General features: G+C 45.9%; 11 protein-coding genes. 6 read left to right on the forward strand and 5 right to left on the reverse strand.

The window, feature by feature from the left end; translation table 11 throughout:
* Nucleotides 1-271 precede the first annotated feature (271 nt).
* The 5 genes from pheS to ACYX4W_RS11135 all read left to right on the forward strand — a co-directional run bounded on the left by pheS (nt 272) and on the right by ACYX4W_RS11135 (nt 5,672).
* A complete protein-coding gene (gene pheS, locus ACYX4W_RS11115; protein WP_015066912.1) occupies nt 272-1,252 on the forward strand; it encodes a phenylalanine--tRNA ligase subunit alpha in 981 nt (326 codons plus the stop codon).
* A 14-nt stretch (nt 1,253-1,266) separates the two neighbouring features.
* Nucleotides 1,267-3,654 carry a phenylalanine--tRNA ligase subunit beta gene (gene pheT / locus ACYX4W_RS11120; RefSeq protein WP_476073226.1) on the forward strand — a complete coding sequence of 796 codons (2,388 nt, stop codon included), beginning with the start codon at nt 1,267-1,269 and terminating at the stop codon, nt 3,652-3,654.
* Nucleotides 3,655-3,657: 3 nt separating this feature from the next.
* Nucleotides 3,658-3,957, forward strand: coding sequence for an integration host factor subunit alpha (gene ihfA / locus ACYX4W_RS11125; RefSeq protein WP_012518129.1), 300 nt, complete (start codon nt 3,658-3,660; stop codon nt 3,955-3,957).
* Nucleotides 3,958-4,070: 113 nt separating this feature from the next.
* The gene (locus ACYX4W_RS11130; RefSeq protein ID WP_476073227.1) at nt 4,071-4,616 is read left to right on the forward strand and encodes a hypothetical protein; all 546 of its coding nucleotides are present in this window, start codon (nt 4,071-4,073) and stop codon (nt 4,614-4,616) included.
* Nucleotides 4,617-5,078: 462 nt separating this feature from the next.
* Nucleotides 5,079-5,672: a hypothetical protein gene (locus ACYX4W_RS11135; RefSeq protein WP_476073228.1), complete on the forward strand. Its 594-nt coding sequence runs from the start codon at nt 5,079-5,081 to the stop codon at nt 5,670-5,672.
* 60 nt (nt 5,673-5,732) lie between these two features.
* On the opposite strand, the gene ybaK is transcribed toward ACYX4W_RS11135, so the two are convergent.
* Both ybaK and ACYX4W_RS11145 read right to left on the reverse strand, forming a co-directional pair.
* Nucleotides 5,733-6,203: a Cys-tRNA(Pro) deacylase gene (gene ybaK / locus ACYX4W_RS11140; RefSeq protein WP_476073229.1), complete on the reverse strand. Its 471-nt coding sequence runs from the start codon at nt 6,201-6,203 to the stop codon at nt 5,733-5,735.
* A complete protein-coding gene (locus ACYX4W_RS11145; RefSeq protein WP_476073230.1) occupies nt 6,200-8,671 on the reverse strand; it encodes a penicillin acylase family protein in 2,472 nt (823 codons plus the stop codon). Before ACYX4W_RS11145 ends, ybaK begins: the two co-directional genes overlap by 4 nt.
* A 98-nt stretch (nt 8,672-8,769) precedes the next feature.
* Between ACYX4W_RS11145 and nagZ the strand changes: the two genes are divergently transcribed.
* Complete coding sequence (nagZ, locus tag ACYX4W_RS11150; protein ID WP_476075466.1) at nt 8,770-9,780, forward strand: beta-N-acetylhexosaminidase; 1,011 nt, start codon at nt 8,770-8,772, stop codon at nt 9,778-9,780.
* A 134-nt stretch (nt 9,781-9,914) separates the two neighbouring features.
* Here nagZ and ACYX4W_RS11155 read toward each other — a convergent pair whose 3' ends face one another.
* The 3 genes from ACYX4W_RS11155 to mfd form a co-directional block, all read right to left on the reverse strand.
* Complete coding sequence (locus ACYX4W_RS11155; protein WP_476073231.1) at nt 9,915-10,430, reverse strand: cob(I)yrinic acid a,c-diamide adenosyltransferase; 516 nt, start codon at nt 10,428-10,430, stop codon at nt 9,915-9,917.
* A gap of 160 nt (nt 10,431-10,590) precedes the next feature.
* Nucleotides 10,591-12,315, reverse strand: coding sequence for a CsiV family protein (locus ACYX4W_RS11160; RefSeq protein WP_476073232.1), 1,725 nt, complete (start codon nt 12,313-12,315; stop codon nt 10,591-10,593).
* A gap of 1 nt (nt 12,316) precedes the next feature.
* Nucleotides 12,317-15,814 (reverse strand): transcription-repair coupling factor, encoded by a 3,498-nt coding sequence (mfd, locus tag ACYX4W_RS11165; RefSeq protein ID WP_476073233.1) that lies wholly within the window; start codon nt 15,812-15,814, stop codon nt 12,317-12,319.
* Nucleotides 15,815-15,820: the final 6 nt, after the last annotated feature.

The following is a 15,820-nucleotide window of genomic DNA, read 5'->3' on the forward strand; positions in this document are numbered from 1 at the left end:
TTATTAACTAATTAAGTTTAAGTTCTTTCGGAAAAAGGCGAGCAGGATGCTCGCCTTTTTTCGTTTTTGTGTCCCTAAAATTGCATTGCAAACATAGTCTCACCCAAAAAAACTTATATTTGCTAGAAAATTTGTCAATATCTGCTATCTAGGCTAGCCCTTATATCTGTCACTCGTGTAAACTACCGCTTTTATTTCAGGCAAGCCTTAGCGCACAGAAAAATTCTTCCTATGCTTTGGCCATGCAGTCATCATGTAAATTGAGGAAAACATGGAGCTTGACGCTATTATCAATCAGGCACAAAGCCAGATTGACGCTGCACAAGATGCAGCCACATTAGACCAAGTTAGGGTCGAATTCATGGGTAAGAAAGGTAAACTTACCGACTTACTTAAAGGGCTTGGAAAGTTATCTAACGAAGAACGTCCTGCCGCAGGCCAAAAGATTAACCAAGCTAAGCAGGTTATTCAGCAAGCTATTTCTGCAAAAGGTGAGTTTTTACGCACTGAAGAGCTTAACAAAAAGCTAGCCGAAGAAGCCATTGATGTAACTTTGCCAGGCCGTACTGAAAAGCCAGGTAACTTGCACCCGGTTAGCCGCACAATTGCGCGTATTGAATCTTTCTTTGGCGAGCTTGGTTTCTCGGTAAAGACCGGCCCTGAAATTGAAGATGGTTTTCACAATTTCGACGCTCTGAACATTCCAGCGAATCACCCAGCGCGTGCCGATCACGATACCTTTTATTTCAACCCAGACATGATGCTTCGTACGCAAACCTCTGGTGTTCAAATTCGTACTATGGAAGCGGAAAAGCCACCATTGCGTATTATCTCGCCAGGGCGCGTGTATCGTAACGACTACGATCAAACTCACACGCCAATGTTCCACCAGGTGGAAGGTTTGATGGTTGATAAGAACGTTAGCTTTACCGACCTTAAAGGTATTTTGCACGACTTCTTACATCACTTCTTTGAAGAGTCGCTAGAAATTCGTTTCCGTCCGTCTTACTTCCCGTTTACTGAGCCTTCAGCAGAAGTAGACGTTATGGGTAAAAACGGTCAGTGGCTTGAAGTACTAGGCTGCGGCATGGTGCACCCAAATGTACTTAAAGCTGTGGGTATCGACCCAGAAGAATACACAGGTTTTGCCTTTGGTATGGGCGTAGAGCGCTTAACTATGCTTCGTTACGGTGTTAACGACTTGCGCGCGTTCTTTGAAAACGATCTTCGTTTCCTTAAGCAGTTCAACTAAGGCAGAGAGTACACATGAAATTCAGTGAAAAATGGTTAAGAGAGTGGGTTAACCCGTCGCTGTCGGCACATGAGCTGTCTGAACAGTTGAGCATGGCTGGCCTAGAAGTAGACGGCGTTGAGCCAGTAGCAGGCGATTTTAAAGGCGTGCTAGTAGGTGAAGTGGTTGAGTGCGGTCAACACCCGAATGCCGATAAACTGCGCGTAACTAAAATTAACGTAGGTGGCGATGAGCTACTAGATATCGTTTGTGGTGCACCTAACTGTCGTCAGGGCATTAAAGTAGCAGTAGCGGTTGTTGGCGCTGTATTGCCAGGCGACTTCAAAATTAAGAAAGCGAAGCTTCGCGGCGAGCCGTCTTTCGGCATGCTATGTAGCTTCTCTGAGCTAGGTATTAGCGACGACCACGACGGTATTATCGAGCTTCCAGCCGATGCACCTATTGGCGCAGACATTCGCGATTACCTTGGTCTTGATGACAACGCAATTGAAGTAGACCTTACACCAAACCGTGCAGACTGTTTGGGTATTCGCGGTATTGCCCGTGAAGTAGGCGTGCTTAATAACCTTGACGTGTGCGAGCCTGAAGTAGTAGCGGTAGACGCAACAATTGAAGATAAATTATCAATTACGTTAAGCGCGGATGACGCATGCCCACGTTATTTAGGTCGTGTGGTTAAAGGCGTTAACGTAAAAGCAGCATCGCCACTGTGGTTAGTTGAAAAGCTTCGTCGTTGCGGTATTCGCAACATCGACCCCATTGTAGATGTGACTAACTTTGTATTGCTAGAGCTTGGCCAGCCAATGCACGCATTTAACCTTGCCAGCATTGAAGGCAACATTAACGTGCGTATGGCGAATGAAGGCGAAGCCCTTACGCTACTTGACGAAACCGAAGCTAAGCTGCAAAGCAATACGTTAGTTATTGCTGATGACAACAAAGCGCTAGCAATGGCGGGTATTTTCGGTGGCCTACACTCTGGTGTAACTACAGAAACGCAAGATATTTTGCTTGAAAGTGCGTTCTTTAGCCGTGATGCCATTATGGGCCGTGCCCGTCAGTATGGTTTACATACCGATGCCTCGCACCGCTATGAGCGTGGCGTAGACCCGCTACTTCAGCGTAAAGCCATGGAGCGCGCTACTGCACTAGTTCTTGAAATTTGTGGTGGTGAAGCTGGCCCTGTGGTCGAAGCTGTGGCTGAAGACAAGCTACCTAAGCAGGCAACGGTTACGCTTCGTCGTGATCGCTTAGCTCGTGTACTTGGCATTAGCATTGATGATGCAAAAGTAACGGAAATGCTTAACCGCCTTGGTTTAGACGTTACGCAAACTGAAGCAGGCTGGGAAGCGGTTGCGCCAAGCTATCGTTTCGATATTTCAATTGAAGAAGATTTGATTGAAGAGATTGCCCGTGTTTACGGCTACAACAACATTCCAAACGTGGCGCCAAAAGCTACGCTGGCAATGCTACCTTCGCAAGAAGCTAAGTTGCCGCTAAACACTATGAAGTCGTTGCTACTTAGCCGCGGCTACAATGAAGCAATTACTTACTCGTTTGTAGATCCTAAAATTCAAAACGCATTATTCCCAGACGTGAAAGGCATGGTGTTACCACACCCAATCTCTTCTGATATGTCGGTAATGCGCGTAAGTTTATGGCCGGGGTTGCTAGGTGCTACTGCTTATAATCAGAAGCGTCAGCAACAACGTGTTCGCATGTTTGAAACCGGATTACGCTTTATTCCTCAACAAGATGCGCCTAATGGTGTATTGCAACAGCAAGTAATTGGTGGTGTAGTAGCAGGGCGTCGTAATGAAGAACATTGGGACTTGGGCGACAGCCCGGTTGATTTCTTTGATGCGAAAGCTGACGTTGAGGCGTTGTTGGCACTTACGGGTAAAACCGGCGAGTTCCAGTTCGTTACAGGGCAACATAGTGCGTTGCACCCTGGTATGACGGCAAAAATTTTGCTTAATGATGAAGAAGTTGGCTATATTGGTGCTATACACCCGCAGTTTACTAAATTGCTTGGTGTTAACGGTCGCGTATTTGTGTTCGAACTAGTGGTAGATGCCATTACCGATCGTAAATTACCGTCAGCCGTACCAGTATCGCGCTTCCCATCGAATCGCCGTGATATTGCTATTACGGTTAAAGATGAAGTGCGTGTAGGAAATGTGCTTTCTTACATAGAAAATATTGGCGTAAATCAACTAGTTGCTCTAAACTTGTTCGATGAGTACAAAGGCAAGGGAATTGAGCCTGGCTATAAGAGCCTTGCTTTGTCACTTCATTTACAAGATCCGGATAAAACCTTGGAAGAAGCTGAGATTCAGCAAGCTGTAGATACTGTGGTTAAAGGTCTGGAATCTGAGTTTGGGGCCGCGTTAAGAGAGTAAACTATGGCATTGACCAAAGCCGAGATGGCTGAACACCTATTCGAGAAACTAGGCATTAACAAGCGTGATGCGAAGGATCTGGTAGAGCTTTTTTTCGAAGAGATTAAAGGCGCTCTGGAATCTGGTGAGCAAGTAAAACTGTCGGGTTTTGGTAACTTTGACTTGCGTGATAAAAACGAACGTCCTGGCCGTAATCCCAAAACCGGTGAAGACATTCCAATCAAAGCGCGCCGCGTGGTTACATTCCGCCCGGGTCAAAAACTGAAAAGCCGAGTTGAAAACTCAGAGCCTGTCGACCAATAATCTTTAGGTCGTTACAATACTGAAAAAGAGCGAGATCTCTCGCTCTTTTTGTATTGCTTCTTTTTTACAGTGCACCCGCACTGATTTCTATATGCATGTCTTTGGAGGAAAGTGTGAAAAAAGCACTTGTCGTTCTTGCTATTATTATTGCCGCTATCTTTGCTTGGTTCGCTTATTTGTCGCTAGATGCAGACAATCGAGACCAGAGCGCAGCACAAGTTCCGCTTATTACAGTGATGGAAATTCTTCACGCCAGCGATTTGCAGCAGGGTGTAAAGCAGGCTGTTAAAAATGATGACGCCGAAGCTGTTGATTCATGGATGGTGCAGGCTCGTGAAGTAGGGCAAGCTGCCAGTTTATCTTCAGAAGATATGGATTATCTTAATTCAGAGACTGCGAAAGACTACGTAATTTTTAATGCCAAACGCCAGCTGTATAACGAAGCCTTTGAAGCGCGCTATTACGCACTAGAAGATGTAGATGTACTTAAAGAGCAATACCCTGAAGCTAAAGACTTGTTTGCTCGCACTGATGCTTTGATTAAAAAGCGCGATGACATTATTCAGCAAATTGCTGTAGCTATTTCGGGTAACGAACAGCCTGATGAAGCAGCGCTTGAAGAAGCGCGAAAGCAATGGTTAGCGCAGGCGGGCAATTAGGCTATGTCTTAGGCTATTGCTCGCGCTGCACTTAAACACTCATCAGAAACCTATACCACAGACCAGCTTCATACTCCTTTCTACTTTTCATACTATAAATTTATTGAAAGTTTAATTTGAAAGTGTACGCAATTTGGCGTACATTTGGGGTGCTCAATGGGTTACAAGGAAATAAAGCGACAAATCATTGATTGTCTAAATAAAGGATACGTTTCCCATGAGCAGAGAAACGATATTGATGTTAAAAATCTATTGGCAATTGGGCAAGTGTCGCTAGAGGAGGTTGCCGAAATTATAGGTCGAAGTCGAGGAAACGATTATTCTTCCAGCCTTCATCATTTCGATAGCAGCATTACAGTACATGTAATTAAGACAAGGCTAGCCGGCCATAATTGGTATGTTAAATGGTATTTCGTAGAGCCGAATAGCGTTTTTATTAGCGTCCATCATTAAGGAAAAGATATGAAAATTTTCAAAGTAGGCGAGTCGCAGAAAGCGGCATGTAATAAGTGCCAATCATTTGAAAATGCGACATTTCAATTAAGAGATGTTCCTTTCAGTGATGGTACGGGTGTGGTTAAAAAGGTCTTGGTGGGGGTATGTGATAAGTGTGAAAGTGTGACTGTGTTACCTCACCAATCTACACCTGCGGTTAAACGTCAATATGAAGCAAAGCGAAAGCCAGTGGAAGGACGTTTACCTGCGCACCTAATCGATATTCTCAATTTAGCGACAATGGAAATCGGTGCAACTACAGACTTTGTTCCAAGCATGATGAAGTACTACATTCACTCATTGTCTGAAGATGAAAAGTCAGCGAAAAAGATAGCGAGTTATCTTCAAAATGACTTGGCAAAAGGTAGATCAGAAAAGCGCCTATCGCTAAAAGGGCGTAAGATTTTCGAAGACATAGAGCATCTTAAGTCAATATCACATATAGAAAACACTACTGATTTATTGAAAGGTATAATCCTCAAGATAAACGAAGATGTGCTGCTTAAAAAAAGGCTTAAACCAATCGAAAACCTTAAAAACATAATGGCTGCAGTTGCATAACCAAATACCGCGTAGTTAGTTTTTGCTAGCGCAGTTAACGAGGTTCTAAATTGCGCTAAGTTAACTTACCGAAATATCAGCAAATTGAGCACCGGTCAGCAAAGCCAAATCGGCAGGGGAAAGCGCCACTTCTAACCCTCGCTTTCCTGCGCTTACGTGAATAGCTTGCAGATTTTCAGCGCTTTTATGAATAACGCTTGGTAAGCGTTTTTTTTGCCCCAACGGGCTAACCCCACCTAATACATAGCCTGTGGCAACCATTACCGCGTTTGCCTGCGCCATTTCTACCTTTTTCACACCTAATGCTTTCGCCATTTTCTTTTCGCTTAGCTTGGTGTTTACCGGTACTACAGCAACAGCCAGTTTGTTGGTGTCTGTACTCACCACTAAGGTTTTAAATACGGTATCGGCGTCTAGGTTTAGCTTTTCGACCGCTTCTAGCCCATAGGATGCTGCATTTGCATCATGGTCATACTTTAATACCTTATGGGCTATACGCTTTTTTGTAAGTAGTGTGATTGCAGGTGTCATTCAGCCTCTTTTTTATAGAATGTCCGACTATGGATAGGTTTGCCGGGAAGCAGGGGCGTTGCCGCGTGAGTAGCATAGTCGTTAAAACCTGCTGTAAAAAAATCTGACAGCGGGTGACCGCTCTGCGCACCAGGTAAGGTTAAAATGGCATCTTCTAAATGGCCAGGGCTCACAAAGAATCGCTCAGAAGCACCAAAGCTAGGCGCTTGAACCGCAGGCATGTAGGTATCGCCAAAGCCTTCCACTTGTTGCATATTTAACATGCTTCCTACTAATGGAATTTGACTAGCGAAAGGGTGCTCTACAGATAAAGCGTTGACCTTACCCCAAGCTAAGGTTTCCATGTCAGCTTCTACCGGCGAATACTTATCTAGTAATTTGTGTTTAGCGCGTCTGTAAGCATCTACCAGTAACTCGTCGAAACTTTCGGTGTCGGCAGGCAGCCAGGAATCAGGTTGGCTATGAATAAGCTGCCAAGTGGCAGGCTCAATACCCCTAAGCAGAGTGCGGCTGTTTACGCCTTGTTGGTCTAAGTGTGAAAGCATGCCACCAAAAAGGGTTTGTATTACCTCGCGCCTAAAATGCTTAACTAGGGTGTAGCCCACCGAGTCTTCACACGCGCATTCTTTCCACGCGTTTAAATAAGCAAGGTCTGGTTTGAACTCAATGTCCTGCATGTTGAGCAAGCCGTATAACAGGTGTTGCCACGGAATAAGAAAGCGAGCGTGATTATCTAGCTGAATAGCGTAAAAGTCGGTTTCACTGAAGGTGTCTTTTTCAAAAAGCCTGTCTCTTATTTGTTGCCCGCGAGCGCCAAGGGCATAGCCACCGTCGCCCCAGACTTTGAAATCTTCAGCTGATATTACTCTGGCATTGGCTGTCCATATTCTTCCCATTTCAGGGTTTAATAACATTGGAAGTTGTGTAGCACGTTTTGGCTCTATTGCATCTTGCTGTTTTATTGCCGTGAATGAGGCTTGTTGCCTGTCCATAACCGCGCCACCAGGTAGCCACGCGGCATTGCCGGTTTCATCTACAACAACTAAGTTCTGTGTTGGGATGGCGATGCGTTTGCCTATAGTAATCGCTTTTTGAATGTTCTTTGCTGCGCCGAAATTTATGATACCCAAATTAGCCGCAAATGGATGGTGCGCAACCCAGTTCAGCGCGTAACGTTTGCCGTTAAGTTCTTTTACAGGACCGTATTTGCTTACTTCAAATGTGTATTCATGTTCGCCATCGGGCAGGGGAATACGCTCTGTTACAGTATCGGTAGGCGTTGTTTCCTCTAATTCAATCCAGTCCACATTATCTAGATTTGCGTTAGTGAAACCCCACGCAATATGACCGTTGGTACCCACTACAATTCCAGGTATGCCTGGTAAAGAAACGCCAGTTACCTGAACCTTGTTACCCGATTCTTGGTAGTTAAGTTGGGCGCGATACCAGATGATAGTGACGCGCAAGCCTAAGTGCATGTCGTTAGCTAAAAGGCCTGCACCCGTTGCTGTGTGACTTCCTGTAACAGCCCAGTTATTACTGCCAATGTCAGGAAGCTCAGTGCCGTTATATTGGGCACGAGCAATGGCTGTGTTGTTGCTTTTATCTGGTGTAGGTTCAGATGTGCCATATTTATTGGGTGAAAATTCGATAGATGCTGAATTTTCACTTTGAATGTCGCTTATGGGCTCAACGGTTTTGTTGTCTGAGCCCTGTTCAGCGGGCTCGTCGATACTACTAGCTGGTGCAGTGGTGTCTGTACGAAGAGAGGCAGGGTAGTCAGGTATTTCAGCCTCAAGTAGGGGTATTTCACTGGCGTCTAACGCTGCTTGATAGTTGCTTGGCTGGGTAATAAAGCTATATATATCATTTCCGAAAGTTGAAAGTAGTGCTTCTCTTGCTAAATCTAGCTCTACCTGAGTACCTTGTAGGTCTAAATACATACTGTAAATAACAAGAATACTGTCGGTAGGTTGCCATTGCTTTATATCAACGCCTGCGGCCAGGTATTCAAAAGGCGGCAAGGTGTATTCATCTAGTGCGTCATTAACACCGTGAGCATAGCGTACTAACAATTCTTGTTGTGTTGAAGGCAGGTTCTTGAATACGGCTTTTGCTCGTTTTTCGAATTGGTGAAAGCGGGCGTTCTTATCAATGTCTAGGGCTACATCGCCCACCCATTGCGACAAACTTCCGGAAGCGGCGCGACGCTGTAAGTCCATTTGAAAGAACCGGTCTTGTGCGTGAGCAAAACCTAAAGCGTACGCGGCGTCGAAAATATCGCTGGCGTTAACGACGGCATGACCTAAGCTATCGCGGCTTAACTCAGTAGGTGCGTTTACGTGATAGGTGGCACTATTGCCATCAAGTGCGGGTAAGCTTAGCCGAAGCGATATATAAACCCCCAAAGCCGCTATTAGAAGCAGTGTTAAAACACTTAAAACCAACCACTTGAACCAATTTATCACGTGTAAAACTCCCTATTTTTCTCTATCCTAACCACAGAACTAGCAAAATTGAAGTGATGTTTTATGACACATACAAAGGCGGTGCTGTGGGACCATTAATGTTGGATTGTCAGGCCGAAGAACTTGCGCCTGAAGAAAAGGAAAAGTTAGCCCATCCTGTTGTGGGGGGCGTAATTTTATTTAGTCGTAATTATCATGATAAACGCCAGCTTTCTGCGCTTGTTCAAGATATAAGACGCTATGCCAAGAGACCTGTATTGATAGCGGTTGATCACGAAGGGGGGCGCGTTCAGCGCTTTCGCGAGGGCTTTACCGCAATACCTGCTATGGGCAGTATTTTAAAGCAGTCAGAACATCAGGATGAAAGTGCAGCGTATGCTAAGGCGTGTGGGCTAGTATTGGCACACGAGCTTAAAACCTTAGATATTGATTTTAGTTTTGCGCCTGTGCTGGATATTAACGGTGTATCGCAAGTTATTGGCGATAGAGCATTTGCTGATAATGCAAACGAGGTGATACGTCTTGCTACCCACCTTATACAAGGGTTAAAAACCGTCAATATGCCCGCTATTGGAAAACATTTCCCTGGGCATGGCAGTGTTGCCCCCGATTCTCATGTGGCGCTTCCGGTAGATGAGCGTGATTTCGATGAGATAAGAAGCACTGACATGGTGGTGTTTGAGCGCTTAGTTGAGCGGGCTATGCTTGATGGCGTTATGCCTGCCCATGTTATTTATAACCAAGTGTGCGATAAGCCCGCTGGTTTTTCTCCGAAATGGCTGCAAGATGTGCTTAAGCGTGATTTGGGCTTTGGTGGCGCTGTATTTTCCGACGATTTGTCGATGCATGGCGCGAGTGTTGCCGGAAGCTACGTGGAGCGCGCTGAAGCTGCGCTAGATGCTGGCTGCGATATGGTACTTGCCTGTAACAACCCCGAAGGGGCAGAGAGTATTCTGGATGGATTAGAGATGCGCTTTTCTAACTTAAGTGAGGGCGATTCACAGAAGCAAGAGCGGGTTATGGCGTTATACGGGCGGGTTATGCCGGCAGGGCTTAATGATAAGTACGACAGTGCCGTTAAGCTGGTGAAGCAATTAAGCGAACGGTAGGTTTTTTTAACTCTACCGTTTTGCTCACCAGTTATTCTTGCTGGTTTTTTTCAATGTGCTTTTGCTTGCTCTTTCACTGGTTATGTCGACGACTATTTCTTTACGTTAGTCGTTGGCAAATTAAGACCAGCGTTTTAGACCGCAGTTTCGTCTATTCCAGCTTCTACATTCATAAAGCGCGCAAAGGTGAAAAGGAAATCACTTAAGCGGTTCAAATACGCGTTTACCACTTCTGGTACGTCGTAATGCTTAGATAAGCTAATAACGGCACGCTCAGCGCGACGACATACGGCTCGGCATACGTGAGCCTGGGCTGCCGCTTTACATCCGCCAGGCAGTACGAACGAAGTATTGGGCGGCATTTTGCTTGTAATGGTGTCTATCAGGCTCTCTAAGCTTTCAACGTCGGCTTGCTTCAATGTAGAGCTTGCAGAAATGGCAAAGCCAGCTTGGAACAGGTTACGCTGAATATCGTGCAGCATGGGCTTATGTTCGTTAGCAACATAAGCGGCTAGTAAACCAATGTGGCTATTGAGTTCGTCCATGTCACCGTAGCTTTGTACGACCAAATCGTCTTTATCAACACGTACGGCTTTGTCAGCATAAATCTGCGTACTGCCTTTATCGCCAGTGCGAGTGTAAATTTTCATAAAAACCTTATTTTCTTAACTCATTTCTTGTTCTGCTTTTACGCGCTAAGTCATTAGATGCTGCAAACTAGCAACTAGCAACTAGCAACCAGCGATCAGAAACCAGCGGTTAGCAACCGCAAAGCTGGACGCGCTAATGCTGTAGCTGGCGCGAAAAACGCTACTCGCTAACGTTAGGGCGGTTGTAACGGCGAACCTGAACTACAAACCCGAATAAAGGATGATCGAAGTAGTGCAGTTGAGTACTGATCACTCGGCGCTGCTCGGCTAACGGAACCGATACCAACTTGTATTCGGTTGGTGTTGCTTGGTTAGCTGATGCAGCGTTACTTTCTTCACTGCTAAAGTAGCTTAGCGGCACTGGCTGGCGATAAAACATTTCACCATCTACATGAAGATACGGTACGCGATTAATGTATTTAAGAAATACCTTTATTGTGCCGTCTATCTCCCAAATGGGTGTTCTTAACGCTGCGTCTGATCCGTTATCTTCGTCTTGTTGCACAATCATAGCGGTATCTAGCGCTTTAAGCGCTTCATACTTTATAGCTTGTGGGTTTGAAAGCCGGCGGTCTAAGTCAGCAAAAATATCAGACACGCTAGCTAACTCACCATCACCTAACGATGAAGTATTGTATGTGCTATTCGCATCTTCGCTTGTGCTTACGGGGCTAAATGCGTCGTCGTTTGGCGTATTTGATGTGTTATTAGCGCTTAAACCTGCGGTTGCACCATATCCAAATTCCGACTTGCCATTTTGCGATTGGCCAATATCAGCGGTGGGCTGCACTTGCTCTCGCATATCGCCGTTTAAATCGAACTGCTGTGCATAGTTTTGACCGCCATATAGGCGCACATCAAAAGCCTTATTTTTGCCAAACATAACGGGCTGACGCCAGGTAGCATGAAATAAGCGTTCTAACTGTCGGTTCGAGCGAATTTGACGCGAGATAGATGATAGCGCTTGTTGCTCACTAGTAAGCAGGTGAGCTTTTGAGGCCAATGGCCAATCGTGCCCATCAACAACAATGGGTAAACTTGCAGGGGCAGGGAGCCTGTTGTCTGGCTTGTTTACCTTCCATACTATGGCCGGCTTCAGTGCAGACTGAATTGCCCCCGTGTTATCTGAAATAGCGCTTGTTATTGTATTACTGTTCACGTCGCTCTCTGTCGAGGCCATAACGTTTAGTACAGTGGTAATTTCTGCGCTAAGCCAAGGTTTTGCTTCTTCGCAATATTTAAACTTGGGAACAGCAACGGGCGTAGTTTGTTTTACCCCAAAAAACGATGTCCAGTAGCTAGCGATAGTTTCTGCATCTGGTGCGTTACCTGCAGCTGCTTCATCTGCATAGCTAGGAGCGTTGGTATAACCCGCCGATGAATAAGCCAGGTTACCTTGATTAGAGGTAAATGCGTCGTTCGGCTGCGTGTTAGTATTTTCCGCTTGGCTAGCGGTATTGTTATAGGCGCTGCCAGCGTCGTCAGAATACGATGTTGGTGGCACATCGGTGTGCGGATTTGTGCTTTGCTCGCTATTTGGAATTGATAGCGATAGGAAGTCCACATCTTTTGACGGAATTTTAAAAAGAGAGTCGTTAGGCCACTTTATCGCAGTGTCTGCACCGCATACGGCTAAGCCTTGTTTTAAATGGCTGATATCAGGGGCAATTACATCGCTGATGATGTCTGCCTGAGCGCGAGGGGCGTTTAAGTTGTCGGCTAGCGTAAACTGCTCTTCTAATTCAGACAGTGCCACGTTGCGCTTAAACGCAATCACTTCCACATCGAACCACCAGTTATCGTTGGCATAAGCTGTGGTCGAAATTGTAGTTAAAAATAAGGCGCTAATTGATGCGACTAACGGGCACCAGCGAGATAACTTCATGTTATCGCGACTCCTTTGCAAAATCGGCAATAATATCGCTAATAAACGCGATGCGTTCTTTAGCTGTTTCGGTCTTTTTCACCAAACGCAGTTTTTGGCTTCCTTCAAACTTAAAGGTGTTGGGTTTGGTTTGTACCAAGCTGATTATAAAGCCTGGGTTGACCTTGGTAGTTTCTTTAAACTCTATGGTACCGCCTTGGGCCGACAAGTCTAGTTTTAGAATGCCTAAGTCTTGGGCTTTTAGTTTAATTTCAGCCACTTCTATCAAGTTTTTAGCAGGCTCTGGTAACAGGCCAAAACGGTCGATACATTCTACCTGGAATTCGTCAATGTCGTCCTGCGTTGTGCAGCTTGCCAAGCGTTTGTATAACGATAGGCGAGTGTTAACGTCGGCAATGTAGTCTTCAGGCAACAGGGCTGGAATACGTAATTCAACCTCGGTGTGGCCTGATGTTGCATCGTCTAATGATGGCTCACGGCCATCTTTAAGGGCGTTAACCGCTTTATCGAGCATATCCATATAAAGGCTAAATCCAATACTGGCGATTTGCCCTGATTGGTCGTCTCCTAAAAGCTCACCTGCACCACGAATTTCCAAGTCGTGGGTAGCAAGGGCGAAACCTGCACCTAAATCTTCAAGTTGAGATATAGCTTCTAAACGTTTTACTGCATCTTTGGTCATGCGCTTTGGATGCGGTGTTAACAGGTAAGCGTAGGCCTGGTGGTGCGAACGACCCACACGGCCACGAAGTTGGTGAAGCTGTGCTAATCCTAAATGGTCGGCCCTGTCCATAATAATGGTGTTTGCGCTTGGTACGTCGATACCGGTTTCAATGATAGTGGTACAAACTAGTACGTTGTAGCGCTGGTGGTAGAAGTCGCTCATTACGCCTTCTAGTTCGCGCTCGCGCATTTGACCGTGCCCCATTGCAATGCGTGCCTCTGGAACAATTTCGGCAATCTCTTCTACCGTTCGTGCAATGCTTTCTACTTCATTGTGAAGGAAGTAAACCTGACCACCACGCAGAATTTCACGCATGATGGCTTCGCGAATAACGGCTTTATTACGCTGCTGTACAAAGGTTTTGATTGATAAACGGCGAGCCGGCGCTGTAGCGATAATAGATAAGTCGCGCATGCCAGATAACGCCATGTTCAGCGTACGAGGAATAGGCGTAGCGGTAAGGGTTAGAATATCGACATCGGCTCGTAACGATTTTAGCTTCTCTTTTTGACGCACGCCAAAGCGGTGTTCTTCGTCGATGATCACAAGGCCTAAGTCTTTGTACTTAATATCGCTAGATAGCAACTTGTGCGTGCCTACCACGATATCGACTTTACCTTCGCCAATACGCTCCACCACAGACTTTTGCGCTTTACCGCTGACAAAGCGGCTCATTACTTCAATTTCAAACGGCCAGGCGGCGAAGCGGTCTTTGAAGTTCTCGTAATGTTGCTGAGCCAGTAGGGTAGTAGGCACTAATATAGCTACCTGTTTACCAGCATTTGCGGCAAGGAATGCCGCGCGCATGGCAACTTCAGTTTTACCGAAGCCTACGTCGCCGCATACTAAGCGATCCATAGCGGATGGGCTGCCCATATCATGCATAACGGCAGCGATAGCTTGCGCTTGATCGGGCGTTTCTTCAAAGGGGAAACTGTCTGAGAAGGCTTGATAGTCATCCCAGTTTATATTGTAAGCAAAACCTGGTTTAGCGGCACGGCGTGCATATACATCGAGTAATTCCGCGGCAACGTCACGGACTTTTTCAGCGGCTTTTTGCTTCGCTTTTGTCCAGGCGTCAGAACCTAAAGCGCTTACTGGCGCGCTGTCTGCGTCTCCGCCTGTGTAGCGCGAAATTAAATGGAGTGACGCAACGGGTACGTACAATTTTGATTGTTTGGCGTATTCAATACACAAGTATTCGGTGGCAACGCCGCCCGCATCTAGCGTTTGTAAGCCTAGGTAACGGCCTACGCCGTGGTCTAAATGCACTACAGGTTGGCCAATAGAAAGTTCTGCCAAGTTGCGAATAATGGCACTTTCGTCGGTGGCAGTGCGCTTATCGCGTAAACGGCGCTGGCTTACTTTTTGACCTAGTAACTCTGTTTCCGTAATAAAAAGCAGTTCGCCTTCTTGGGTTTGCCAGCGAAAGCTGTTATCAACCATACCCACCGTAATACCAATAGTTTCGTGGCTTGCGATGAAGTCGCTAAAGCTATCAACAATTGTTGGTTTTATGCCAGCTTTGGCTAGTACGGTTAGCAAGCCCTCTCGGCGACCTTGGGTTTCAGCACAAAACAGTACTTTAGCCCCGTTGTCAGTAGCCTGATTTACGGTTTTAATAAGTCGTTCAGCAGGTACTTTTTTCTGCGAGTTAATCGCAATGTCATCAAGTTTTTCGCACTGAAGGTTGGTAGAACCTTGTTTTTCTTCAAGTACCTTGCTGGAAAGCGACGCACGAGGCCACTGTTTAATGGCACCGAATAGCTCGTTAATGGGTAAAAAGAGTTCGTCTGGCGCAAGTAACGGGCGAGCTAAGTTATAGCGATACTGCTCGTAACGTTCTTGTACATCAGCCCAGAAGAACTCGCTGGCATCTTGCACGTCACCGTGAAGCAACAGCAGGCTTTTCGGGTGAAGGTAGTCAAAAAGCGTAGCGGTTTTTTCGAAGAAAAGGGGGAGGTAATACTCTACACCGCTTGGCATGGTACCCTTGCTTACTTGCGAAAATACGCTTTCAGAGGCGTTGTTGGCGTCGAATTTTTCTAAAAACTGCTGGCGAAAAAGGGTTATCGCTTCTTTATCTGTTGGGAATTCGCGAGCCGGCAACAGGCGAATTTTATTTACCGCTTCGCCAGAGCGCTGGGTTTCAGTATCGAAATAGCGAATAGAGTCGATTTCATCGTCGAATAAGTCTATTCGAAACGGCTGGTCACTACCCATTGGGAAGAGGTCGATAATGCTGCCGCGTACCGAGAATTCGCTATGGCTCATCACCTGGCTAACGTGAAGATAGCCTGCTTGCTCTAAGTTGCGTCTAAATTGGTCTCTGTCTAAAGTGTCGCCTTTATTTAGCATCAGTAGGTACTTTGCTAAATAGTCGGTAGGCGCAAGGCGCTGCATTAGCGTGTTAACAGGAACAATAAAAACGCCTTCGACTTGTTGGGTAAAGCGAAACAGGGTTTCTAATCTTTGCGAAACAATGTCTTGGTGAGGCGAAAAGGAATCGTATGGCAGCGTTTCCCAGTCTGGAAACAGGGTAATGGGCGTATTTTTTTGATTATCGCTTAAGAAAAATGCTATTTCTTTTTCAAGCTTCATTGCCGATGGCGTATCGGCGGTGATTAATACAATAGGGCCTTTGTATTGGTTTAGCGTTTGGCTGATACATAGCGCGGCGCTGCTACCTTGAAGCTGGCCCCATTGTTTGTGATCTTGTGATGAGGCTTCTTTTTTAGGCGCAGGTAATGGAAGCGATAATAAAGTGGCTGTCATGACGTC

The organism is Alteromonas sp. ABH4_454 (assembly GCF_056311775.1).